Raw genomic sequence first — 23822 nt, 5'->3', positions numbered from 1 at the left:
AGCCCGCCCCGGGCACGCCCTCCGGTGGACCTACCCCCAGGAAAAACCGCCATGGACCACGTACACGAACCCGCCGCCCGGGCCGCCGAACCGGAGCCCGCGGAACCCGCCGAACCGGAGCCCGCCGAACCGGAGCCCGCCGAGCCCGCGGAGACCGCCACCCGTCCGCGGCCGGGCCGCGCCCCGCGCGCGGTCGCGGACGGGACGGGGGACACCTGGCGGTTCGGCTTCCCCGGCCGGGCCTGCGCGCAGGTGCACACGCGCGGCGCCCGGCTCCTCTCCCTGACCGTGCCGGACCGCTGGGGGCACACCGCCGACGTGGTGCTCGCACCCCGCGATCCCGCCGCCTTCGAGGGCCCCGCCCGCTACTTCGGCGCGACGGTGGGCCGGTACGCCAACCGCATCGCGCACGGCCGGCTCGTCATCGACGGCGTCACCCACCGGCTCGCCACCCAGCGCAGCGGGCACACCCTGCACGGCGGCCCCGACGGCTTCGACCAGCGCCTCTGGCGGTGCGAGCCCTTCCACTCCGCGCACCGCACCGGCGTCCGCCTGTTCCTCCACAGCCCCGACGGCGACCAGGGGTTCCCCGGCGCCCTGAACGTCCGCGTCACCTACACGCTGGACCGGCAGGACAACCTGACGCTGTCGTACCAGGCGGTCGCCGACGCGCCGACGATCGTCAACCTCACCCACCACAGCTACTGGAACCTCGAAGGGGAGGGGCGCGGCAACGTCCTGTCCCACCAGCTCCAGGTGGAGGCGCCTCTCTACACCCCCGTGGACGCGGAGTTGATCCCCGACGGAGCCCACCGCCCGGTCAGCGGGACCCCGTTCGACCTCCGCCGGCCCCGGCGGCTCAGCGACGTCCTGACCGAGACGGACACGCAACTGGCGCTGGCCGGAGGCGGGTTCGACCACAACTGGGTCCTCGACGCAGCCCGGCGGATCCGCCCCCGCAAGGCCGCCGTACTGTACGCCCCCGCCTCCGGCCGCCGCATGGAGGTGCACACCACGGAACCGGGCATCCAGGTCTACACCGCCCAGGGCCTGACCGGTGACATCACGGGCAAGGGGGGCGGGGCGTACCGCGCCTACGCGGGAGTCGCGCTGGAGACCCAGCACTTCCCCGACTCCCCCAACCGCCCCGACTACCCGGCGGTCCTCCTGCGCCCGGGCGAGGTGTACCGCTCCACCACGATCCACGGCTTCAGCACGGTGGCCGCGTAGGGCATCCACCAGGGCCGGGACGCAGGGGCGCCGACCGCACGCGCGGTCGGCGCCCCGCCCGTTTGCCGGGCGGGGCCGGCGCTTGCCGGACGGGGCAGGGTCATTCGCCCCGGGGGAGGCTCCTGCGGGCCGTGCTGGCGCGCACGATCAGCTCGGGCGCCACCACCAGGTGCGTCGCCTCGTCGGTGCGACCCTCGATGTGGTCCAGGAGCAGCCCGATGCTGTCGCGGCCGAGCGAGGCGAAGTCCTGACGGATGGTCGTCAGCGGGGGCGGGAAGAACTCCGCCTCGGGAATGTCGTCGAAACCGGCGACCGCCACGTCCTCCGGAGTGCGCAGGCCCGCTTCCCGCAGGGCCCGCAGGACACCGAGGGCCATCTGGTCGTTGGCGACGAACACCGCCGTGAGGCCCGCGGCCGCCCCGCGCGACGCCAGGAACCGCCCCGCGAGCTGCTGACCGGCCTGGTAGCCCGACAGCGGACTCCAGTCGCCGCGCAGCAGCGGCGGCACCTCGGCGCCGGCCTCCCGCAGGGCGTTCTCCCACCCGCGGGTGCGGCCCTCGCTCTCCAGCCAGTCGGCAGGGCCCGCGACGTGCCACACGGTGGCGTGGCCCGAGGCGAGGAGGTGGTCCGTGATCATGCGGGCGCCGAGCTCCTGGTCCAGTGACACCCCCGGCAGGTCCAGGGTGTGGCCGCCCTCCACGGTGACCACCGGGCACGGCGCTTCGAGCGCCGCCAGGGCCCGTACCGCCTCGCGCTGGGGGGTGACGGCGACGATGCCCTCCACGCCCCACGCGGCGAGGTGCTGCATGGCTTCGGCGAGGGCCGTCCGGGTGGCGGTCCGCAGGGTGACGGCGGAGGTCAGGTAGCCGCGGTTCCGGGCCGCCTCCTGTACCCCGGTCAGGGTGCTGGCGGGCCCGTGGAGGGTGGTGTTCACCGCGATGACGCCGAGCGTGTGGGTGCGCCGCGTGGCCAGGGCCCGGGCCGCCGAGTTGCGCCGGTAGCCCAGTTGCTCGATGACCTGCGTCACGGCGGCCCGGGTCTTGGCGCTGACGTTCGGGTGGTCGCTGAGCACCCGTGAAACGGTCTGGTGGGACACGCCGGCGACGCGCGCGACATCCGTCATCGTGGGCGCGCGCGTGACGTCCGGGAGCTGGGTCAACTCTCTGCCTTTCCTCGTCGGGCGGCCTTCCCTCACGGTACCGAACCGGCCGCCGCCCGGACACGCCCGGGACCGGCCCGGGGAACAGCTGCGGGCGGAGACGGGACGGATGATGTGGGCGCTCACATTATGCAGCGGCTCACGGCTTTCGTGGGCGAAAAATTTCTTCTGGCTCTTGAGATCTGTGCTTGTTAACGCTCACAATTCCCTGGGGGTCAGCCTGCGGTCGTCCCACCCCGGGCCCGCACGGCTCCACCCGATCGGTCCAGCCCACTCGTGCGCGGGTGCGGGCCCTGCGGCACGCAGGGCCCGTGAAGTTGCCGCGCACGTCGTAGAGACGGTGAGAGCGCAGTGAGCGAGTACAACCTCAAGGACCTCCGGCGCGAGGTCCTCGCGGCCAACCTGCGCATCCCGGAGGCCGGCCTGGCCACCCTCACCTGGGGAAACGTCAGCGGAGTCGACCGGGACGCGGGCGTCTTCGTCATCAAGCCCTCGGGGGTCTCCTACGCCGACCTCACCGAGGAGGACCTGGTGGTCGTGGCGCTGGAGGACGGGCGGGTGGTCGACGGGCACCTGCGGCCCTCCACCGACACCGAGACCCACCGGTGCCTCTACCGGGCCTTCCCCGCCATCGGCGGCGTCACCCACACGCACTCGACGCACGCCGTCGCCTTCGCCCAGGCGCGTCGGCCCATCCCGGTGCTCGGCACGACGCACGCCGACACCTTCAACGGACCCGTCCCCGTCACCGCGGACCTCACCGCCGAACAGTGCGCGCGGGACTACGAGTACAACACCGGTCAGGTGATCGTCGCCCGGCTCGACGGCGACCCCCGGCGGGCCGACGAGGTCCCCGGCGCGCTGGTCTCCCGGCACGGCCCCTTCACCTGGGGCGCCACCGCGAAGGCGGCGCTGGAGAACGCCATCGTCTGCGAGGCCGTGGCGGAGATGGCGCTGCACACGCTGGCGCTGGGGTCCCGCCTCGGGGAGACCTCCGAACCGCCGAAGCACCTGCTGGAGCGCCACTTCACCCGCAAGCACGGACCGGACGCCTACTACGGCAACACCCCCCGTACCGCGGGCGCCTGAGCCCCGCCGCCCCCGGCGGCCGTCGCGCCGGGTGATCGCCGTCACCATCCGGGGCCACCCTCCGGACGTCCGTGGCATAGTCGCGGCGAGGCGGCGGTCCGGCCGCGCGACCAGACGGGGGCGGGCAGTGAACACAGAGGCGTACGAGGAGATCGGCACCGAAGCGGAGCTGCGCGAACTGCTCGGCGAACCCACCCCCACCGCCCTCGCCAAGGACCGCCAGACCCTCCACGACCACCACAGGCAGTGGCTCGCGAGGTCCCCGCTCTGCCTGATCTCCACCTCCGCCGCCGACGGAACCTGCGACGTCTCGCCCAAGGGCGACCCGGCCGGCTTCGCCAAGGTCCTCGACGACACCACCCTCGTGCTCCCCGACCGCCCCGGCAACCGCCGCGCGGACAGCTACCTCAACGTCCTCACCAACCCACACGTCGGTCTGCTCTTCCTGATCCCGGGCCGCGGCGACACCCTCCGGATCAACGGCCGGGCGCGGCTGCTGCGCGACGCGCCGTTCTTCGACGACCTGACCGTCAAGGGCCACCGCCCCTCGCTCGCCCTCCTCGTCGAGGTCGAGCAGGCCTACTTCCACTGCTCCCGGGCCTTCGTGCGCTCCGCCCTGTGGAAGCCGGAGACCTGGAACCCCGACGCCGCCCCCTCCCGGGCCTGCATCTCGAAGAGCCTGGAGCGGGCGGAAGAGCCGCTGGAAGAGCTGGAGCGCTACTACGGGCCCTCCTACGACGAGAAGAACATGTACATCTGACCGCGGGGAGTGCGGGGGAGCGCGGCGGCTCGGTGCGCCAGGGCCGACCGCCAGGGCCGGCCGCCGGGGGCCGGACGGGCCACGGCCGGGCGGTGCGCGGACGTGTCGCCGCCGGCGACGGCGGGCCTGCTGCCATGGTGGGCCACCGCGCTCGTCTTCCCCGGGAGGTACCTCCGTGTCCCGACGCCCGTACGGCCCCGCACGCCGGATCCGCTCGTCGCTGCGCCTCGCCGCCGCCGTCGCCGTGTGCGGCGCCGTGCTCGCCACCCCGGTGCAGACCGCACAGGCCGGAGCGGACCGCAACCCGCCGCCGGGCACCTCCCTCCACCAGGAGCTGCGGGAGCTGGTGAACAGGCCCGACGGGCCCCCCGGGGTCATCGCGGTCCTGCGCGACGGCGACCGTACGCGGGTCTACCGGGCGGGCGTGGCCGACATCGACAGTGGCCGTCCGCCGAGGGCGACGGACCACATGCGCATCGCGAGCGTCGCCAAGGCCTTCACCGGAGCGGTGGCCCTGCGGCTCGTCGACCGCGGACGGCTGCGCCTGGAGACCACGATCGGTGAGGTACTGCCCGGACAGCCCGCTGCGTGGCACGAGGTGACGCTCCGTCAACTCCTGAACCACACCAGCGGGTTGCCCGATTACTCGGCGTCCCCGGAGTTCATCGGCATGATCTCCGCGGACCCGCGCCACCACTTCGATTCGCGGCACCTGCTGGACTTCGTCTCCGACCAGGACCTCGCGTTCCGGCCGGGCAGCCGCTACCAGTACTCCAACTCCGACAACATCGCCGTCGCCCTCATGGCCGAGGCCGCCACCGGCCGCCGGTACGAGGAGCTGCTGCGCGAACTCGTCTACGCGCCGCTGGGCATGGACTCCACGAGCCTGCCCCAGGGCTACCGGTTGCCCGAGCCCTTCCTCCACGGTTACCAGATCGACCCGCAGGAAGGCCCCGTCGACGTCAGCGAGGCCGTGAGCGCCTCGGGCGCCTGGGCGGCCGGGGGCATCGTCTCGACGCCGAAGGACCTGACCGCGTTCATCCGGGGCTACGCGGGCGGCGCGCTCGTCTCGGAGTCCACCCGGCGCCGGCAGTTCACGTTCCTCCCCGGCGCGGCGTCCCAGCCCCCCGGTCCCGGCCGAAACGACGCGGGCCTGGCGATCTACCGGTACACCACGCGCTGCGGAGCGGTGTACGGGCACACCGGCAACACGGCCGGGTACACGCAGCTGGTGGCGGCCACCGCGGACGGCCGGCGCTCGCTCACCTTCTCGATCACCACGCAGACCTCCCTCACCGTCAACCCCGGCCTGCTGGAGCGCGTCCGGCAGGTCCAGGAGGACTTCGTCTGCGCCCTGCTGCGCCCGTGACCCCGCCAGCGGGTGCGCGGCCCGCGCCCATGGGTGAAGCTGAGGTGAGCGGTGAGCAGGGCGCTGAGCAGAGCGGCGAGGAGGGCGTGGGCGTGAACGTTTCCGCAGTCGGTCGCGCGGCACGGGCCTCCCGGCACGGGATGTGGACGGCCACCCTGCTGTGCACGGCGGCGGCCGTGACGGCCGCGGTGATCCCGGCCGCCGCCCACCCCGGCGCACCACCGTCGGCCCGCCCCGGCGGCACGCTGTCGGCCCCGCGCCTGGATCCCCCGGACCCCGTCGTGGTCGTCGACTGCTTCTCGCAGGCCCGGATGCGCCCCCAGGAGTACCTCCTGGCCTGCGGGGACGGTAACAACCGCCTCGTCTCGCTCCGCTGGGACAGCTGGGGGTCCAAGACGGCGACGGCCACCGGCACCGACATGGTGAACGACTGCCGCCCGTACTGCGCCGCCGGCCGTTTCCGCGCCTACCCCGTCACCGTGACCCTGAGCGATCCGCAGGCCTGGCCGGACCACCCCGACATCCGGCGCTTCACCACGATCCGGCTCCTCTACACCGACACCTCACCGGGCCCCGTCCCGAAGGACGTGAGCTACAAGCTCGTGTACTGAGCCCGTGGCCGCGGTGCGGTCGGCCGGGCGGCCTCAGCCCGGGTCCAGTACGAGATCCGCGCGGTCGCGGCCCGGGGCGACGAGACGGGCGTTCGCCTCGTCCGAGCGGAGCACCCACGCACGCGCCTGCGCCGGATCCCTGCCGTGGCGCACGTGCCGGTCGACCAGGCGCCCCACGCGCAGCGCCTCGTCGGGCGCCAGGTACCAGGCCTCGTCCAGCAGGCGCCGTACGGACCCCCAGCCGCCCGCGTCGTGCAGCAGGTAGTTCCCCTCGGTGATCACCCAGCGGTACGGACGCCGCGACGGGCACGCTGCCCGCGATCGGCTGCTCCAGGCCGCGGTCGAAGGCGGGCGCGTACACGGTGGCTTCGCCGGGTGCGCGCAGTCGGCGCAGCAGGGCGACGTACCCGGCGACGTCGAAGGTGTCCGGAGCGCCCTTGCGGTCGGCGAGCCCGAGCCGCTCCAGTTCGCGCTGGGCGAGGTGGAAGCCGTCCATCGGGACGACCACGGCCGCGTCCGGCCCGAGCGCCTCGGCGAGCCGGGCGGCCAGGGTCGACTTCCCGGCCCCCGGCGGCCCGGCGATCCCGAGGATCCGCCGCCGGCCCGCGGCGACCAGCGGGTGCGCCCTCGTCACCAGGTCCGTCATCGTGTACATCCCGTCATCCTGCCCCACCTCCGGGCCGCGCGGCGGGCCCCGCCAGGACTCCCGCGAGGGCCGCGTCGACGGCCGCCTCGGCGTGCAGGCGGGCGGTGGGGAAGAGCGGCACGGAGCTGTCGCCGGAGCCGATGAGGAGTTCGATCTCGGTGCATCCGAGGACGACGCCCTCGGCGCCGCGGGCGACGAGGTCTTCGACGACCCGGCGGTAAGCGGCGCGCGAGGCCTCGCGCACGACGCCCCGGCACAGTTCCTCGTAGATCACCCGGTGCACGAGGGCGCGCCCCTCGGCGTCGGGGACGAGGACGTCGAGCCCGCGGGCGGCGAGGCGGCCCCGGTAGAAGTCCTCCTCCATGGTGAAGGCGGTGCCGAGCAGCCCCACCCGGCCGAGCCCGGCGGCGCGGACGGCGTCCGCGGTCGCGTCCGCGATGTGGAGCAGGGGGAGCGGGGTCGCGGCCTCGACGGAGTCCGCGACCTTGTGCATGGTGTTGGTGCAGATGAGGAGCAGATCGGCGCCGGCCGCCCGCAACGACCGGGCCGCGTCGGCCAGTAGATCACCGGCCTCGGCCCAGCGGCCCTGGGTCTGCAACCGTTCGATCTCGACGAAGTCCACGGAGTGGATCAGGCACGGGGCGGAGTGCAGCCCGCCGAGCCGCTCGCGCGTCCGCTCGTTGAGGATCCGGTAATACTCGGCGGTGGACTCCCAGCTCATCCCGCCGATCAGCCCGATCGTCTTCATGCCCGTGCGCGTTTCCATGTCCGGCCCCTCCCGCGTGCGGTGTGAACGCCGATCATAAGCCTGATGGGGTATACCTGCGAAAGCTATAAGGTTTCCTTTGGGATGTCATGTGTTCCTCGGCCGGGGCGCGGAGCTCTGCCAGACTGGCCGGATGGGCGAGCACGGCGCGGATCACGGCTATCTCCTCGACAACCGGCAGTCGGAGGCGGGGATCCGGTTCGGCGCACTCGGCGAGCTGTTCGATCCGGTGACCTTCCGGCACGTCGACCGGCTCGGGATCACCCGCGGCATGCGGTGTTGGGAGGTCGGGGCCGGTGGGGCGTCGGTGCCCCTCGGGCTGGCCGAGCGGGTCGGCCCCACCGGGTCGGTGGTGGCCACCGACATCGACGTGTCCTGGACGGGGCCGTCTGGGGACCGGGGCATCGCCGGGGGCGTGGTCGAGGTGCTGCGCCACGACGTCGCGGCCGATCCGCCGCCGCCCGGCGGCTTCGACCTCGTGCACGCCCGGCTGGTCCTGGTGCACGTGGCCGACCGTGCCGAGGCGCTGCGCAGGATGGTGGCGGCCCTGCGCCCCGGCGGCCGGCTGCTCCTGGAGGACGCCGACCCGGGGCTCCAGCCGCTGTTGTGCCCGGACGAGTCAGGCCCCGAACAGCGGCTCGCCAACCGGTTGCGCGCCGGATTCCGGGCCCTGATGGCGGCGCGCGGCGCGGATCTCGCGTACGGGCGCACGCTGCCGAGGCTGCTGCGGGAGGCGGGCCTGGCGGAGGTGGGGGCCGACGCGTACTTCCCGATCACCTCGCCCGCCTGCGCCGTCCTGGAGGCCGCGACCGTACGGCAGATCCGCGGCCGTGGTGGCGGAGGGCCTGGCCACGGACGAGGAGATCGACCGGCACCTGGCGAACGTCGCCGCCAGGCGCCTCGACCTGGCCACCGCCCCCATGATCTCCGCATGGGGCCGCCGCCCGTGATGCCGGGCGTCAACCGCCGCTGCCCCGCCAGATGTTGTCGAAGGCGGCGTCCTCGATGGACCGGCGCTGCCGGACGGCGGCCAGTTCCACCAGAGCGTCGTTGACGGTGGCCAGCACGGTCGCCACCGTGTCGTCGGGCACGTCCGGGGAGGCGGAGTCCGCCGACCCCGCGCGGCGGGGCCGGACGCCCAGGGCCTGCGCCAGGCCGGCCAGGACGGGCTCGTCCGCCGCCCAGCGGTCGGCGGCCTGCCGGCGTGCGGGCGAATCCACCAGCTCCGGCGGACCGGCCCGGAAGGAGATGCCGCGCCGGGGCGGCCGTACGAGCTGCCCCTCGCCCTCCAGCTCGGCCCGGTAAGCCGCGGCCAGGCCCCGGCCCCTGCGCCACAGCCAGTCGGTGACCGACTCGTAGGGGGACTCGCGCACCAGCGCCCCGGCCGCCTCGCCCAGCAGCCGGTCGGCCGCCGCGGGCGCGAGCCCCGGGACGAGCTGGTCGCCGTCCAGCCGTACGGCCTCGGCGGCGAGCAGGTCGATCAGCTCGGCCCCGGCGAGCGCGAGCGACAGATCGCCCTGTTCGACCGGGCGGCTCGTCTCGCTGTCGAGGGTGATGATCAGCAAGTCCCGCGGTGTGCTCACGAAGGGCCCCTTCCGGCCACGCAGGCGGTTTCCATGGTCGATTATGGATCGGCACACCCACGAAGCGAGCGCCCGCCGCCGACCGTTCGCATTTCGTCATGATTGGCCGACCGAGGGCGAACGGGGCGCCGGGCCCCGTGGACGCGGCGGGGCTTTCGCGGCGCGGCGTAGGATGCGCCGGGCGGGACCGTAGCGCAGAGGTCGTCGCGCGCGGTCTCCAAAACCGCGAGGACGCCGGTTCGAATCCGGTCGGTTCCGCCCCTCTCGCCGGATAGGGGAGAGGGGCGCGGTCGCTGGATCAGTGGGCGTGGCCGTGGTGGGCGTGGACGACGGCGTGGCCCTTGCCGCGGGCGATCATCCACTTGTTGACCGGGGTCGTGAGCAGGAACGCGACGACGAAGCCGCCCAGCAGCGAGGTCCAGAACAGGACCTCGTCCAGGTGCGCGTCCATCGCGCCGGGCACCAGGGCGATGATCCCGTTGTCGACGAGCTCCATCACGATGATGGAGACGGTGTCCGCGGCCAGCGCGACCTTGAGCGCGGACGTGAAGTCCAGCCCGGCCTTGCGGATCCCGAACAGGGTGAGGGAGTAGCCGAAGACGAAGGCCAGCACGATCGCCAGGATCATGGTGGACGCGTTGCCCCACCCGAGCGCGGTGCCGACGGCCATGCCGAGGATCTCGCCGATGGCGCACCCGGTGAGGCAGTGCAGCGTCGCCTGCGCGGCGGACGCCCAGGTCACCCGGGCCACCCCCTCATGAACCGGCCCGCCGTGACCCGCGTGGTGTGCGCTGTGGTCCGTCATCGTCATCCCCGTCCTCTCGTACCTGCCGTCCCGTGCCGCGTTCCCGCGGTCTCGTGCCTCATAACGATATACCCCCAGGGGGTATTCCGAGAGGCCGGATCAGCCCAGGAGCGACGCGAGCAGGGTGGCGGTTTCGGCGATCAGGCGGTCGTCGGCCGGGCCGTCGGGCGCCTGGCGCGTCGTCAGGACGGAGATGACGAGGGGTGCGCGGTCCGGGGGCCAGGTGATGCCCACGTCGTTGCCGGTGCCGTACTTCCCGCCGCCGGTCTTCTCCGCGACGGCCCAGTCGGCGGGCAGGCCGGCCCGCAGTTTCGCGCCGCCCGTGGTGTTGGCCAGCAGCCAGCCGGTGAGCCGCTCGCGGTCCCCGTGCGCGAGCGCGGTGCCGAGGGTGAGGCGCGCGTAACTCTGGCCGATGGCGTACGGGGTGGTCGTGTCGGTCGTGCGCCACGGTTCGGCCGAATTCAGTTCGGGTTCCCACCGGTCGAGGCGTGTGGCCCCGTCGCCGATCGACCGGCAGAAACGCGTGACCGCGCCCGGTCCTCCCAGCTCGCGCAGGAGGAGGTTCGCAGCCGCATTGTCGCTGTAACGCACGGCGACGGAGCACAGTTCCTCCACGGTCATGCCACCGGCGAGATTCTCCGGCTTGCCGGTGACCGGCGCGTAGCCCGCGCTCGTGACGTCCTGCTCCGTGTACCGGATGCGCCGGGCCAGGAAGGCGCCGTCGCGATCGAGGTCGCGCAGGACGGCGGCGACCGCGAGGGTCTTGAAGAGCGAGCAGAGGGGGAAGCGCTCGGTCGCGCGGTACCGCAGGCTCCGGCCGGTCGCGGTGTCGCACGCGTAGACCCCGAGGCGGGCGGAGTACCGCCGCTCCAGCGCCTCCAGCCGGTGGGAGAGCGCACCGGCGCCGTCGAGCGTGGAAGCGTACGCGCTGCCGCTCGCGGGCAGGCCCACGGCCAGCGCGGCTCCGGCTCCCCACGCGAGGGCCGTACGCCGGGACGGGGGCCTGCCCTCGCGGAGGTTCGGGGCGTTCGAAGGGTTGAAGGGGATCAAAGGGCTCAATGTGTCCACTCCTCATGAATGCGGCGTCATTCGGGAGGAGTGCATAAAGGGAGGAAACGGTTCCAATCGGAACTCGGAAGGGGGAGGGGCCCCTCAGGCGCGGCCGCGGCCGCCGCTCGCGGGTTCGCCGTTCGTGGGCGGGTACGCGGGCCGCGCCGGCGCCGTGGACCGTACGGGCAGCGGCGGGAGGGCCGGCTCGTACAGCCAGGCGGTGAGCAGCTCGTCCACCGGCTCCGCCGCGTAACGGGCCGCGTGGGCGGTGAAACCGGCGGTGTTGACCACGCCGTGGCGGTGGACGGTGGTCCAGTCGCGCAGCATGCGGAAGAACGCGGCGTCCCCCAGGGCGCAGCGCAGCGCGTGCACGGCGAGACCGCCGCGCTGGTAGAGCCGGTCGTCGAACATCAGCTTGCGGCCGGGGTCGGCCAGCGTGAGGTCCTGCGGCCGGGACGCCAGCAACCGGTGCGCGTCGGCGGCCAGTTCATGCGCGGCACGGCCGCCCGAACGCTCCGACCACAGCCATTCGGCGTACTTCGCGAAGCCCTCGTTGAGCCAGATGTGCCGCCAGTCGGCGATGGTCACGCTGTTGCCGAACCACTGGTGCGCCAGCTCGTGGGCGACGAGCCGCTCCGAACCCCGCGCGCCGTCCACGTGGTTGGCGCCGAACAGGGAGAGGCCCTGCGCCTCCACCGGCACGTCCAGTTCCTCGTCGGCGACGACCACCGCGTACGCGCCGAGGGGATACGGCCCGAACAATTCCTCGAACAGGCGCATCATCTCGGGCTGCCGCGCGAAGTCACGGGAGAACCGGGGCAGCAGGTGCGCCGGTACGTGCGCGCTCTGCGGCACCCCGTCGAGTCCCGGGTCGCCGAGCAGCACCGTCTGGTACATGCCGATGGACAGCCCGACCAGGTAGCTGGAGGTGGGCGCGGACTGCTCGTACACCCAGGTGGTCGTCGAAGCCCTGGTCGTCCGGGTGAGCAGCCTGCCGACGGTCACCACGGTGTAGGCGGAGGGGACGTTGACCGAGATCTGGTAGGAGGCCTTGTCGGCGGGCCGGTCGTTGCAGGGGTACCAGGACGGCGCGCCCACCGGCTGGCTGGCCACCATGGCGCCGTCGGTCAGCTCCTCCCAGCCGATGCCGCCCCACGGGCTGCGGACCGGCTTGGGGTTGCCCACCCAGTGCACCTCCACCGTGAAGGCCGTACCGGCGGGCAGCGGCTTGGCGGGCCGGACGAGGAGCTTGCCGCCCCGGTGCGTGGAGTGCGCGGCCCGGCCGTTCACCAGGACCCGCCCCGTCTTGTACTCGGCCAGGTTCAGGTGGAACTCGGCGAGCGGCGCCCGCCCGGCGATCGCACTGATCCGGGCCGTCCCGGCCAGCCGGTTGGGACGCGGCCGGTATTCCAGGGCGAGTTCGTACCGGTGCACGCGGTAGCGGGGGTCACCGTTGGCCGGAAAGTACGGGTCCGACGCCGTGGTCGTCTGGCCGTTCATTGACGCTTCCGTTCCCTGCGCTGTGCCCGGCCCCTCTCAGGACCGCCACGCCTCGATCGGATTGCCCAGCCAACGGGTGCCGGCGGGTACGGATTCCCCGGCCATCACGAGCGAGGCGGGACCCAGTGTGCTGTGGGCGCCGACGGTGCTCCCGGGCAGGACGATTCCGCCCGGGCCCAGGGTGGCGCCCTCGTGGAGGACCACAGTATCCGTCCTCAAGATCCGGTCGTGGAAGAGGTGCGTCTGGAGCACGCACCCCCGGTTCACGCTGACCCCGTCACCCAGCTCCACCAGGTCCGTCTCGGGCAGCCAGTAGCTCTCGCACCACACGCCCCGGCCGATCCGCGCCCCGAGCCCGCGCAGCCACAGGGACAGCAGCGCGGTACCGGGTACGGATCCGGCCAGCCAGGGCACGGCCAGCACCTCGACGAAGGTGTCGGCCAGTTCGTTGCGCCACACGAAGCCGCTCCACAGCGGGTGCTCCCCGGCCCGGTGGCGGCCCACCAGCAGCCACTTCGCGGCCACCGTGACCGCGCACCCGGCGGCGCCCGCCGCCAGCAGGACCGCCCCCGACAGCAGCGCCGTGCCCGCGGCGCCCACCGCCCCCGGGGCGCTCAGCGCGCAGAACGCCGCCGCGGTGAGCACGGCCAGCGCGGCCGAGCAGAACACCGGGACCAGCCGGCACAGCTCGACCAGGCCGCGTGCCCACAGCAGCCGCGCGGGCGGGTCGTACGTCCGGCTCTGGTCGGCGTCCGCCGTGGACCGCGGCAGCCGCACCGGCGGCAGCCCCAGGTACGAACTGCCCTTCTTGGCCTTCTTCGGCGTCGCCGACAGCACGCCCACCAGCCCGCCGTCCGGCACGGTGCGCCCGGGCGCCGTCATGCCCGAGTTGCCGAGGAACGCCCGGCGGCCGATCGCCGAGTGCCCGATCCGCATCCAGCCGCCGCCCAGTTCGTAGGGCGCGGTCAGGGTGTCGTCGGCGAGGAACGCGCCTTCGCCGACGGTGGTGAGGCTCGGCAGCGCGAGCACGGTGGACACCTCCGCGCCCCGGCCGATCTTCATGCCGAGCAACCGCAGCCACACCGGCGTGATCAGCCCGGCGTACAGCGGGAAGAGCGTCTCGCGGGACAGATCCATCAGCTGGGTGACCGTCCAGGCCTGCCAGCCGGTCCTGCTGTGCGTGGGATGGACGCCGCTGCGCAGACCCAGGCTGAGCAGCCGTACGGAGACGAGCAGCAGCAGCGCGTACGCGCACCCGAAGGCGAGCGCCCCCGGCACCACGGCGAGCAGGGCGCCGCGCAGCGCCGCGCCCGCCCCTGCGCCGGCGGGCACGAAGCGGCTCGCCACGAGCAGCGCGGGCAGCGCCGCGAGCACGGGCAGAGCGGTGAGGGCGAACCCGGCCGCCCCGTACGCGGCGCGCCAGCGGACCGGCCGCGGCGGCCGCTCCCCGGGCCAGTTGCGCTTGGCCCTGCCGAGTTTGACGGCGGGCGCCCCGGCCCACCGCTGCCCGGTGGGCACCTGTCCGACGACCGCGGACCCGGGGGCCACTTCGGCCCGCTTGCCGACGCGCGCCCCGGGGAAGAGCAGGCTGCGGGTGCCCACCACGGCGCCCGCCCCGACCTTGACCGTGCCGATCACGAGCTGGTCCCCGTCCAGCCAGTGCCCGCAGAGGTCCACCTCGGACTCGACGGCGCAGCCCCGGCCGAGCTTGAGCATGCCCGTCACCGGGGGCAGGGAGTGCAGGTCCACCTCGGGTCCGACCTTGGCGCCCAGCGCCCGGGCGTAGCGCTCCAGCCACGACCCGCTGAGCGAGGTCGCGCCCGCGCACTCGGCCAGCCGCTCGGCCGTCCACAGCCGCAGGTGCACGCGGCCGCCGCGCCGGTAGCGCCCGGCCTTCACGCCGCGCAGCAGCAGGCGCGCGCCGCCGGCCGCGACCGCGAGCCGCCCCGGCGGGCTGAACAGCAGCGCCGCCCCCGCCCCGACCAGCCACCACGATGCGGTGGGCGCCCACGGATAGGGCCCGAACCAGTGCAGTACATTGCCCAGAGCCAGCAGCGCCACCGTCCAGCGCAGCCCGACCAGGGTGAACAGCGGGAGCAGCAGCAGCGACTGCACGACCTGGGAGCGGAGCGGGACGGGCGAGACGACGCGGGCCGCGCCGTCCTCCCGTACGGACTTCTCCAGCCGCCGGGCCAGTTTGCGCAGCGTGGGCTGCTGATAGATGTCGAGGACGGCCGCCCGCGGGTAGCGGACGCGCAGCCGGGTGGTGAGCTGGGCGGCGGCGAGACTGTTGCCGCCGATCGCGAAGAAGTCGTCGGCGCCGCCGGTGACGCTCACCCCGAGGGTCTCGCTCCACTGCTCGGCGAGCCAGGCCTCGGTGCCGTACAGCTGCTCCACCGGCCCGGTGGTCTCCAGGTCGGGGAGCGGCCAGGGAAGCGCGTCGCGGTCGACCTTGCCGGAGGTCCGGGTCGGCAACTCCTCGACCGGCGCGAGCAGCGGTACGAGGGCGGCGGGCAGCTCGGCCCGCAGCCGCTCGACGGCCGCGGCGCGGTCCCAGCCCTCCTGGGGGACGAGGTAGCCGACGAGCAGCTGGTTGCCGCTGCGCGCGGTGCGCACGGCGGCGGCCGCGCCGGCCACCCCCGGCAGGGCCTGCAGCGCGGCGTCGACCTCGCCCAGTTCGATCCGGCGGCCGCCGAGCTTGATCTGCTCGTCACCGCGGCCGAGGAAGACCAGCCCTTCCGGTTCGGCGCGGACGAGGTCGCCGCTGCGGTAGGCGCGCTCCCAGCCCAGGGACGCCAGCGGGGCGTACTTCTCGGCGTCCTTCACCGGGTCGAGGTAGCGCGCCAGGCCGACGCCGCCGATGACGAGCTGGCCGCTGCCGCCCATCGGCACGGGCTCGCCGGACTCGTCGACCACGGCCAGCTCCCAGCCGTTCAGCGGGAGCCCGATCCTGATCGGCTCCGCTCCGCTCAGCAGGGAGGCGCAGGCGACCACGGTGGCCTCGGTGGGGCCGTAGGTGTTCCACACCTCGCGGCCCTCGGTGACCAGCCGCTGGGTCAGCTCGGGCGGGCAGGCCTCACCGCCGAAGATCAGCAGCCGGACCTCGTCGAGGGCCTCGGGCTCCCACAGCGCGGCCAGGGTCGGCACGGTGGAGACCACGCTGATCTCCTGCTCGATCAGCCAGGGGCCGAGGTCGGCGCCGCTGCGGACCTGCGCGCGGGGAACCGGCACGAGGCAGGCGCCGTGCCGCCAGGCCAGCCACATCTCCTCGCAGGAGGCGTCGAAGGCGACGGACAGCCCCGCCATGACGCGGTCGCCGGGGCCGATGGGGTCCTCGGCGAGGAAGAGAGCGGCCTCGGCGTCCACGAAGGCGGCGGCGCTGCGGTGGCTGACGGCCACGCCCTTCGGCTTGCCGGTGGAGCCGGAGGTGAAGATGATCCAGGCGTCCTGGTCGGGGCCGGGCCGCGCGGCGGCCTTCGGCGCCCCGACGGGGCCGGTGACGTCGATGCGCCGGCCGGCGCCGAGGACCGCCCGCACCCCGGCCTCGCCGAAGACCAGCTCGGCCCGCTCGTCCGGATCCTCGGCGTCGACCGGTACGTAGGCGGCGCCGACCGCGAGCACGGCGAGGATCGACACGTACAGCTCGTTGGTCCCCGACGGCACACGGACGCCGACCCGGTCGCCCGGGCCGACCCCGGCGGCGACCAGGGCGCGCCGCCGGCGTTCGACCTCGACGGCCAGGGCGCGGTAGGTCAGCCGGGCGCTGCCGTCGTCGAGGGCCGGCTCGTCGGGGTGGGCGCGGACGGAGGCCTCGAAGATGTCGAGGAGGGTGCGGGGCGGGGCGGCGGGTCCGGCGCGGAACAGGGCGGACTTACCGGGTTCCTCCCGCGCGCCGTCGCCGTCGGCGTTGACGTCCGCTGGTGCGTGGGTGGGGGCGTCGCCGGTGACTTCGGCGGGCGCGTTGCCGGCGGCATCCGCGGGCGCGTCCCCGTTCCCGTCCGCGAGCAGGGTCGGTTCACCGTGCTCAGGTGTGGCTGCCATCGGCCCTCGCGTCTCGGTCCCGGAAACACCCGGGTCGCCGGTGGAGCCCAGGTTTGCCAGGGTTGTTCCGGTCCAGCACCAATCGACCCGTCATTCTAGTGCGCCATCGGCGGATTTCCCGCTGGGGCCCGGCGGGCGGCGGAAAAGCGAGGCTACGGCCTAGGGGGCGCGAGGGCGCAGGAAAGCGCGCCCCTCGCGCTCCCGCACGCCGCCTCCGGGGGGTGTTCGCCCGCGGCGCGGCACGGCGACCATGACGGCCGGTGCGCAGGGCGAAGGGGGATGCGGTGGAGCGTCGTTGGCTGGTGACAGGGTGTTCCTCGGGGCTCGGCCGGGCCGTGGCAGCGGCCGCGGCGCGCGCCGGCGATCAGGTGGCCGCGACCGCGCGCACGACCGCGGCCCTGGAGGAGCTGGTCCGGGCCTGGCCCGGCCGGATCACGCCCCTCGCGCTGGAGCTGCGCGACGCGGACCAGTGCGAACGGGCCGTGCGCGGCGCCGGCGACCGCATGGGCGGCATCGACGTCCTGGTCAACAACGCGGGCAGCGGTCTCTTCGGCACGGTCGAGGAGGTCGCCGACGCCGAGCTGCGCGACCAGCTGGAGACCCTGCTCGTCGGTCCCTGGCGGCTCGCGCGGCTGGTCCTGCCGCTGATGCGGGCGCAGGGCCACGGCCACATCGTCAATGTGTCCTCGCTCGGCGGCCGGATGGCCTTCCCCGGCCTCGCGTCCTACGTCGCGGGGAAGTACGCGCTGGAGGGCATGAGTCAGGCGCTGGCGGCCGAGGTCGCGCCCTTCGGCGTACGGGTGACGGTCGCCGAGCCCGGGGTCTTCGCCACCCGCTACGGGTCCTCCCTCGCGGAGGCCGCGCACCGCCTCCCGGTCTACGCGGAGGCCACCGGCGAAATGCGCGACGGGTTCCGCGGGATGGAGGACAACGCGGAGTACGGCAGACCGGAGGACTTCGCCGAGACGCTGCTGGCGCTCGTCGCCTCCGACGTGCCGACCCCCCTGCGCGTGCCCGTCGGGGAGGACGCCTACGCCTACCTGGAAGCGGCCGAGGAGGCGGCCCGCGCGGAGTTCGCCGCGGCCCGCGCCCTCGTCATGCCGGCTCAGGCGGTCCGGCTGCCGACGACCGCCTGACCTGCCTGAGCTGCCTGACCCGCCCGGTCCGGCGTCACTTCTGCCAGCCGACCTTCGTGTAGTCGACGTCGGCGAGCCCGGTGGCGCCGAAATTGGCGAGGCCCTTGCGGTCCGCCAGGATGGCCGGGCGCTGGTACAGCTCGATCGAGTGGCCGAGCTTGAAGATCTCGGCATCGGCCTGGTTGTAGAGCCTCAGCGCCTCGCCGCGGTCGGTGGTCCGGCCCGCCTTCTTCAGGAGTTCGTCGATCCGGGGGCTGCCGACGGAACCGAAGTTCTGGAAGAGGTTGCCGCCCTGCGGCTGCTGGAAGACCGGGATCAGCTTGGAGGTGTAGGCCTCGTCGACGTTGCGGAAGCTGACGAGGTCGAAGTTCCCGGTGTTCACGAACTTGCCGAAGTAGTCGTTCGCCGGGACCTTCTTGATGTCGACCTTCACGCCCACCGCGCTCAACTGCTGCTGCACCAGCTGCGCCTGGTCCTCCTGCGCGGAGGAGCCGCCCGCGCTGAGCGTGTACTCCAGGGTCAGTTCCTTGCCGTCCTTGGTGCGCGGCTTGCCCTGGCCGGCGTCCTTCCAGCCCGCTTCGTCCAGGAGCTTGGCCGCCCGCGCGGGGTCGTAGGCGTCGAACTCGCTGGAGTTGTCCTGGTAGCCCTCCTGGTTCGGCATGAAGAAGTGGTTGTTGAGCGGCTTCAGTTCGAAGGAAAGGTCCTTGGCGAAGCTGGCGTTGATGCCCTTGCGGTCGATGGCCGACTGGAGGGCGTTGCGCACCTTGACGTCCTGGAGCGGGCCGCGCGCGGCGTTGAGGGTGATGTGCACCTCGTCCCAGCGGGCGCCGCGCCGGATGTCCGCGGTGGGGTCCTTGACCAGGCGCTTGTAGTCCTCGGGCTGCAGCGCCGTCGTCTCGTCCAGCTCCTTGTTGAGGAAGGCCTCGGTGCGCGCCGAGCGGTCCAGGACGCGGAAGACGACCGAGTCCAGCAGGGGCTTGTCACCCCACCACCGGGGGTCGGGGACCAGCGTGATGGTCTGGGCCGTCTTGTCGTAGGTGCCGATGGTGAAGGCACCCGCGGTGACCGGCGCCTTCTCCGTCCAGCCCTTGTTGAACTTCTCCGGGGTGTCGAGGTACGCGGCCGGGTACAGCGGGTCGAAGAGCCGTGGCCAGTCGGCGTACGGGGTCGAGAAGGTGATCTTCACGCCGTGCTCGTCGGCGCCCTGCTCGACCTTCGAGATCTGGTCGTAGCCGGTGGTGTCGGCCGCCTCGTACGCCTTGTCGGCGCCGTTCAGCGCCTTCCACTGGGCCTCGAAGTCCTTCCACCCCAGCGGCTTCCCGTCGGACCACGTCGCCTTCGGGTTCAGCTGGTACTCCACCACCTGCGGGTCGGCCGAGACGACCTTCGCCGAGGTCAGGAACGCCGGGTTCGGCTGGCCGACCCCCTTCGCGTCCGCGTAGAAGAGGTGCGGCAGCACGACCCGGTCGATCTCCGCGGCGTCGCCCTGCTGGCCGTCCACCTGGTTCATGTTGTACTGCGTGATCCACTGGTCGATGGCGATCTTCAGCGATCCGCCCCGCTTGAGGGCGCTCACGGGCTGGGCGTTGATGTTCTGCCCGTCGACGGCGGGCGCCGCCTCCTTCTTCGCCGACGCGTCCCCGTCCGTGCCGGAGGAGTCGCAGGCCGAGACCGCCAGGGTGGCCGACAGGGCTGCGGCTAGGGCGACGACCGTGGTTCTGCGCATCGGGACACTTCCTCCGGTTGTGGGGGTGGTGGGGCGGGACCACAGCCCCGGCCGACCGTAGGAGATCTTGCGCTCCGCAGGGAGGCCTGCTGGAATCCCGCTATGTTTTCTTAGCATGTCCGCAACAAACAGCGGTCAAGCTGTGTCAACGAGCCGACGAATTAGCCAGGTTGACCTGCCGCGGCCGTGATTCCCGGACGACCCCGGGCGTCGCGCACTTCCCACGATCCCCCGCGGATCACGAGCACTTGCGGAGGTCTCCACCCGTGGCCGCCTACCTGGCCAAGCGGCTCGGCTACTACGCCGTGCTGCTGCTGGCCGCCGTCTGCCTCTCCTACCTGCTCGCCTCGTACGCCCTGGATCCGCGGGCGTACTACGAAGGCCGCCAGCCCCCCTTGTCGCCCGGCTCCGTGGACCACCACCTGACCGCCCTCGGCGTCAACGACCACACCCCCCTGCTCGCCCGCTTCACCGCCTGGGCCGGACACGCGCTGCACGGCGACCTCGGGCAGACCATCGACGGGACCCCGGTGGGAGCCGAGTTCGGGCGGCGGATCGGGGTCAGCCTGCGCCTGCTGCTCTTCGGCACGGTCGCCGGCACCGTGCTGGGCGTACTGGCCGGGGCCTGGACGGCCGTGCGCCAGTACCGGTTCTCCGACCGGGCGATGACCCTGGCGTCCTTCGTGCTGCTCTCGACCCCCGTGTTCCTGCTGGCCGTTCTGCTGAAGATCGGCGCGATCTGGTTCAACACCAGGACCGGCACCGACGTCGTCCGGTTCACCGGCGAGAAGACCCCCGGCGTCGACTCCGGCTTCTGGGCGGTGTTCAAGGACCGCGGCGTCCACCTGCTGCTGCCCACGATCTCGATCGGGCTCGGCGCGATCGCGGGATACAGCCGCTACCAGCGCTCGACCATGCTGGACGTGCTCGGCTCGGACTACCTGCGCACCGCCGCGGCCAAGGGCCTCGGCCGCCGGGCGGTGCTGCTCCGACACGGCCTGCGGACCGCCCTGATCCCCATGTCGACCTATTTCAGCTACGGCTTCCTCGCCCTCTTCACCGGCGCCACCTTCACCGAGACGATCTTCGGATGGCACGGGATGGGCGAGTGGTTCATCGCCTCCATCGGCAAGAACGACGTCAACTCGGTCGTCGCCGTGAACGTGTTCGCCGCCGTGACCGTGCTCGTGTCCGGCTTCCTCGCGGACCTGCTGCACGCCGCGCTCGACCCGCGCATCCGCGCCGCCTGACCCCGGATCCAGGAGAACGCCGACCATGACCGCCGTCATCGAGAGCAGCGTCCGGGGCGCGGAGCCCGCCACCCGCCCGGCCGGACGCGCCACCGTCGTCCTGCGCCGGTTCCTGCGCAACCGCAGCGCGCTGGCCGGCGCCGCCGCCCTGCTGCTGCTCTTCCTGCTCGCTTTCGCCGGACCGCTCCTGAGCCCGTGGGACTACAGCCACATCGACTACGCCGCCCTGCGGTCCGCCCCGAGCGCCCGGCACTGGTGGGGCACCAACCGGATCGGCCAGGACGTCTTCGCCCAGACCGTGCGCGGACTCCAGAAGTCCCTGGTCATCGGGTTGCTGGTGGCCCTGTTCTCCACCGTGTTCGCCTCCCTGGTGGGCGCCTGCGCCGGGTACTTCGGCGGCTGGACGGACCGGCTGCTGATGTTCCTCGTGGACCTGCTGCTCGTCTTCCCGTCGTTCCTGATCATCGCGATCGTCTCGCCGAGGCTGCGCAGCGGCGGCTGGGTCGCCTTCGTCGGGCTGCTCGCCGTGTTCGGCTGGATGATCACCGCGCGGGTGGTCCGGTCGATGACGCTCTCGCTGAAGGAGCGGGAATTCGTCAAGGCGGCCGTGTACATGGGCGTCGGACCGCTCCGGATCATCTGGCGCCACGTCCTGCCCAACATCGCCTCGTTCCTCATCATCGACGCGACGATCGCCGTCGGCGGCGCCGTCATGAGCGAGACCGCCCTCTCTTACTTCGGCTTCGGCGTGCAGGCTCCGGACGTCTCGCTCGGCACGCTGATCGCGAGCACCACGGGAGCCGCCGTCACCTACCCCTGGATGTTCTTCTTCGCCGCCGGGCTGCTGATCGTCTTCGTCCTCGCGGTCAACCTGGTGGGGGACGGACTGCGGGACGCTCTCGACCCGACCTCCCGGCGCGCCGCGCGCCGGACCACCCGCGCCGGAGCCGGCCGGCCATCACCCGCCACCGCCAAGGGAGTCGGCCGATGAGCGCCCCCGCACCACCCGTCCTGACCGTCACGGACCTGGAGGTCGACTTCGACGGGGTGCCCGCCGTGCGCGGGGTCGGCTTCTCGCTGGCCCGCGGCGAAGTCCTGGGCCTGGTGGGGGAGTCGGGGTCCGGCAAGTCAGCGACCGCGCTCGCCGTCCTCGGCCTGCTGCCGGCCCATGCCGCCGTACGGGGGTCCGTCCGCCTGGGCCCGACCGAGCTGGTCGGCGCCCCGGACGCCGAGCTCAGCGCCGTGCGCGGGAAGCGCATCGGAATGGTGTTCCAGGACCCGCTGTCCGCCTTCACCCCGGTCTACCGGATCGGCGACCAGATCGCGGAAGCGGTGCGCGCCCACCAGGACGTCTCGCGCGCCCGCGCCCGCGCCCGGGCGGTGGAGCTGCTCGACCTGGTCGGCATCCCCGAACCGGCCCTGCGGGCCCAGGCGTTCCCCCACGAGTACTCGGGCGGCATGCGGCAGCGCGCCATGATCGCCATGGCCATGGCCAACGACCCGGACGTGCTGCTCGCGGACGAGCCGACCACGGCCCTGGACGTCACCATCCAGGCCCAGATCCTCGACGTGCTGCGCACGGCCCGGCGGGAGACGGGCGCGGCGCTGGTCCTCGTCAGCCATGACCTCGGGGTGATCGCGGGCATGGCGGACCGGGTCGCGGTGATGTACGCGGGGCGCATCGTCGAGACGGGGACGGCGGCCGAGGTCTTCGGGCGCCCCTCGATGCCCTACACGATGGGGCTGATCGGCGCGGTGCCCCGGCTGGACGGGGGCGGGGGCCCGCTCGTCCCCATCCCCGGCTCGCCGCCCGCGGCGGGGCGGGTGGGCGCCGGGTGCACCTTCGCCCCGCGCTGCCCGATGGCGCAGGAGCGCTGCACGGCGGACGTCCCGCCGCTGTCGGCGGTGGCGCCGGGGGCGGACGTGCGGGACCCGGGGGAGCGGGGCGGGGCGGGCGCCGGGGGAGGTCACCTCGCGGCCTGTGTCCGTTCCGGTGAGATCGCCGAGAAGGGGCTCGGGGTGCTCGACGTCTACCCCGTGCCCGCGATCCCGGAGGCTCGCGAACAGGTCACCGGGGAAATGGTGTTGAAGGTCACCGGGCTCGTCAAGACCTTCCCCGTGCTCAAGGGCGCCGCCTTCAAGCGGCAGATCGGCACGGTGCACGCCGTCGACGGGGTCGACCTCGCGATCCGCGGCGGCGAAACGCTCGCGCTGGTGGGGGAGTCCGGGTCCGGGAAGTCCACCACGCTCTTCGAACTGCTCCACCTGGCCCGTCCCGAGGGCGGCTCCGTCGAACTGTTCGGCAAGGACCCCGCCGACCTCGGCAAGGCCGACCGACGGGCCTTGCGCGGCCAGGTGCAGATCGTCTTCCAGGACCCGATGGCGAGCCTCGACCCCCGCATGCCCGTCGGCGACATCATCGCCGAGCCGCTGCGCGCGCAGGGCGCCGACCGGGCGAGCGCCGCCCGCCGGATCCCCGAGCTGCTCGACCAGGTCGGACTCGACCGGGCAGCCGCCGAACGCTTCCCGCACGAGTTCTCCGGCGGCCAGCGCCAGCGCATCGGGATCGCCCGGGCCCTGTCGGTCCGGCCGAAACTGCTGGTGCTCGACGAACCCGTCTCCGCGCTCGACGTGTCCGTCCAGGCCGGGATCCTCAACCTGCTGCTCAGGCTCAAGGCGGAGCTGGGCCTGGCCTACCTCTTCGTCTCGCACGACCTGTCCGTCGTGCGGTACATCGCCGACCGCGTCAGCGTCGTCTACCTCGGGCGCACCGTCGAGGCCGGGACGGTCCGGGACGTCTTCGAGAACCCGCGGCACCCGTACACCCAGGCCCTCCTGTCGGCGGTGCCGCTGCCGGACCCGGCGCGCGAGCGCGCCCGGCAGCGGGACCGGATCCTGCTGCCGGGCGACCCGCCGAGCCCCACCCGGCGCTACGCGGGCTGCCGGTTCAGGGGACGGTGCCCGGTGTACGCGGGCCTGGACCCCGAGCGGCGCGAGCGCTGCGCGACGCAGGTGCCCGAGCCGACCGCCCACGCCGCCGACCACGTGGCGTCGTGTCACTTCCCCGCGGTACGGGCGGTGCTCTGACGAACGGACCGACG

General features: G+C 73.5%; 17 protein-coding genes, 1 tRNA gene and 2 pseudogenes. 11 read left to right on the top strand and 9 right to left on the bottom strand.

All coding sequences use genetic code 11. The annotated features are described in order from the left end of the window. Window positions 1–51: 51 nt before the first annotated feature. Window positions 52–1230, top strand: coding sequence for an aldose epimerase family protein (locus AC0693_RS16645; RefSeq protein WP_478802193.1), 1179 nt, complete (start codon window positions 52–54; stop codon window positions 1228–1230). Window positions 1231–1330: 100 nt separating this feature from the next. Here the strand turns inward: AC0693_RS16645 and AC0693_RS16640 are convergent, their stop codons facing one another. Beyond that, window positions 1331–2353, bottom strand: a complete 1023-nt coding sequence (locus AC0693_RS16640) for a LacI family DNA-binding transcriptional regulator (protein WP_468464067.1) — start codon at window positions 2351–2353, stop codon at window positions 1331–1333. A 387-nt stretch (window positions 2354–2740) separates the two neighbouring features. On the opposite strand from AC0693_RS16640, the gene araD reads away from it, so the two are divergent. From araD to AC0693_RS16620, 4 genes are all read left to right on the top strand, one after another. Further along, on the top strand, window positions 2741–3478 hold the full coding sequence (araD, locus tag AC0693_RS16635; RefSeq protein WP_478802192.1) for an L-ribulose-5-phosphate 4-epimerase AraD: 738 nt from the start codon (window positions 2741–2743) through the stop codon (window positions 3476–3478). Window positions 3479–3605: 127 nt separating this feature from the next. Further along, on the top strand, window positions 3606–4238 hold the full coding sequence (locus AC0693_RS16630) for a pyridoxamine 5'-phosphate oxidase family protein (RefSeq protein WP_478802191.1): 633 nt from the start codon (window positions 3606–3608) through the stop codon (window positions 4236–4238). A gap of 175 nt (window positions 4239–4413) precedes the next feature. Further along, window positions 4414–5607, top strand: a complete 1194-nt coding sequence (locus AC0693_RS16625; RefSeq protein WP_478802190.1) for a serine hydrolase domain-containing protein — start codon at window positions 4414–4416, stop codon at window positions 5605–5607. Window positions 5608–5699: 92 nt separating this feature from the next. Continuing rightward, a complete protein-coding gene (locus AC0693_RS16620; RefSeq protein WP_469316375.1) occupies window positions 5700–6218 on the top strand; it encodes a hypothetical protein in 519 nt (172 codons plus the stop codon). Window positions 6219–6251: 33 nt separating this feature from the next. Here AC0693_RS16620 and AC0693_RS16615 read toward each other — a convergent pair. Both AC0693_RS16615 and AC0693_RS16610 read right to left on the bottom strand, forming a co-directional pair. Next, window positions 6252–6873 (bottom strand): annotated as a pseudogene (locus tag AC0693_RS16615) (nucleoside/nucleotide kinase family protein). Between the two features lie 4 nt (window positions 6874–6877). Next, a complete protein-coding gene (locus AC0693_RS16610) occupies window positions 6878–7612 on the bottom strand; it encodes an aspartate/glutamate racemase family protein (RefSeq protein WP_469331924.1) in 735 nt (244 codons plus the stop codon). A 151-nt stretch (window positions 7613–7763) separates the two neighbouring features. Here AC0693_RS16610 and AC0693_RS16605 point away from each other — a divergent pair. After that, window positions 7764–8580, top strand: a pseudogene (locus tag AC0693_RS16605) (class I SAM-dependent methyltransferase). A gap of 9 nt (window positions 8581–8589) precedes the next feature. On the opposite strand, the gene AC0693_RS16600 reads toward AC0693_RS16605, so the two are convergent. Next, the gene (locus tag AC0693_RS16600; protein ID WP_478802189.1) at window positions 8590–9213 is read right to left on the bottom strand and encodes a GOLPH3/VPS74 family protein; all 624 of its coding nucleotides are present in this window, start codon (window positions 9211–9213) and stop codon (window positions 8590–8592) included. 183 nt (window positions 9214–9396) lie between these two features. Here AC0693_RS16600 and AC0693_RS16595 point away from each other — a divergent pair. Next, a tRNA-Trp gene (locus AC0693_RS16595) sits at window positions 9397–9471 on the top strand. Between the two features lie 40 nt (window positions 9472–9511). Here the strand turns inward: AC0693_RS16595 and AC0693_RS16590 are convergent. The 4 genes from AC0693_RS16590 to AC0693_RS16575 all read right to left on the bottom strand — a co-directional run bounded on the left by AC0693_RS16590 (window position 9512) and on the right by AC0693_RS16575 (window position 16609). Then, on the bottom strand, window positions 9512–10024 hold the full coding sequence (locus tag AC0693_RS16590) for a DUF4396 domain-containing protein (protein WP_478802188.1): 513 nt from the start codon (window positions 10022–10024) through the stop codon (window positions 9512–9514). A gap of 93 nt (window positions 10025–10117) precedes the next feature. Then, window positions 10118–11068, bottom strand: coding sequence for a class A beta-lactamase (gene bla / locus AC0693_RS16585; protein ID WP_478802252.1), 951 nt, complete (start codon window positions 11066–11068; stop codon window positions 10118–10120). 102 nt (window positions 11069–11170) lie between these two features. Further along, a complete protein-coding gene (locus AC0693_RS16580; RefSeq protein WP_478802187.1) occupies window positions 11171–12568 on the bottom strand; it encodes a M1 family metallopeptidase in 1398 nt (465 codons plus the stop codon). Window positions 12569–12604: 36 nt separating this feature from the next. Continuing rightward, entirely contained in the window at window positions 12605–16609 is a 4005-nt protein-coding gene (locus tag AC0693_RS16575) for a Pls/PosA family non-ribosomal peptide synthetase (RefSeq protein WP_478802186.1), read from the bottom strand. A gap of 284 nt (window positions 16610–16893) precedes the next feature. On the opposite strand from AC0693_RS16575, the gene AC0693_RS16570 reads away from it, so the two are divergent. Then, window positions 16894–17745 carry an SDR family oxidoreductase gene (locus AC0693_RS16570; RefSeq protein WP_478802185.1) on the top strand — a complete coding sequence of 284 codons (852 nt, stop codon included), beginning with the start codon at window positions 16894–16896 and terminating at the stop codon, window positions 17743–17745. 34 nt (window positions 17746–17779) lie between these two features. On the opposite strand, the gene AC0693_RS16565 is transcribed toward AC0693_RS16570, so the two are convergent. Continuing rightward, window positions 17780–19471, bottom strand: coding sequence for an ABC transporter family substrate-binding protein (locus AC0693_RS16565; RefSeq protein ID WP_468463643.1), 1692 nt, complete (start codon window positions 19469–19471; stop codon window positions 17780–17782). Window positions 19472–19737: 266 nt separating this feature from the next. Here AC0693_RS16565 and AC0693_RS16560 point away from each other — a divergent pair, with 266 nt between their 5' ends. The 3 genes from AC0693_RS16560 to AC0693_RS16550 are packed head-to-tail and all read left to right on the top strand — an operon-like array spanning window position 19738 to window position 23808. Then, window positions 19738–20721 carry an ABC transporter permease gene (locus AC0693_RS16560; RefSeq protein ID WP_478802184.1) on the top strand — a complete coding sequence of 328 codons (984 nt, stop codon included), beginning with the start codon at window positions 19738–19740 and terminating at the stop codon, window positions 20719–20721. 25 nt (window positions 20722–20746) lie between these two features. Further along, window positions 20747–21712: an ABC transporter permease gene (locus tag AC0693_RS16555; protein ID WP_478802183.1), complete on the top strand. Its 966-nt coding sequence runs from the start codon at window positions 20747–20749 to the stop codon at window positions 21710–21712. After that, on the top strand, window positions 21709–23808 hold the full coding sequence (locus tag AC0693_RS16550; protein WP_478802182.1) for a dipeptide ABC transporter ATP-binding protein: 2100 nt from the start codon (window positions 21709–21711) through the stop codon (window positions 23806–23808). Before AC0693_RS16555 ends, AC0693_RS16550 begins: the two co-directional genes overlap by 4 nt. Window positions 23809–23822: the final 14 nt, after the last annotated feature.

It is taken from the genome of Streptomyces sp. NPDC043876, assembly GCF_056435825.1.
This window is presented reverse-complemented; position numbering and strand designations above follow the sequence as displayed.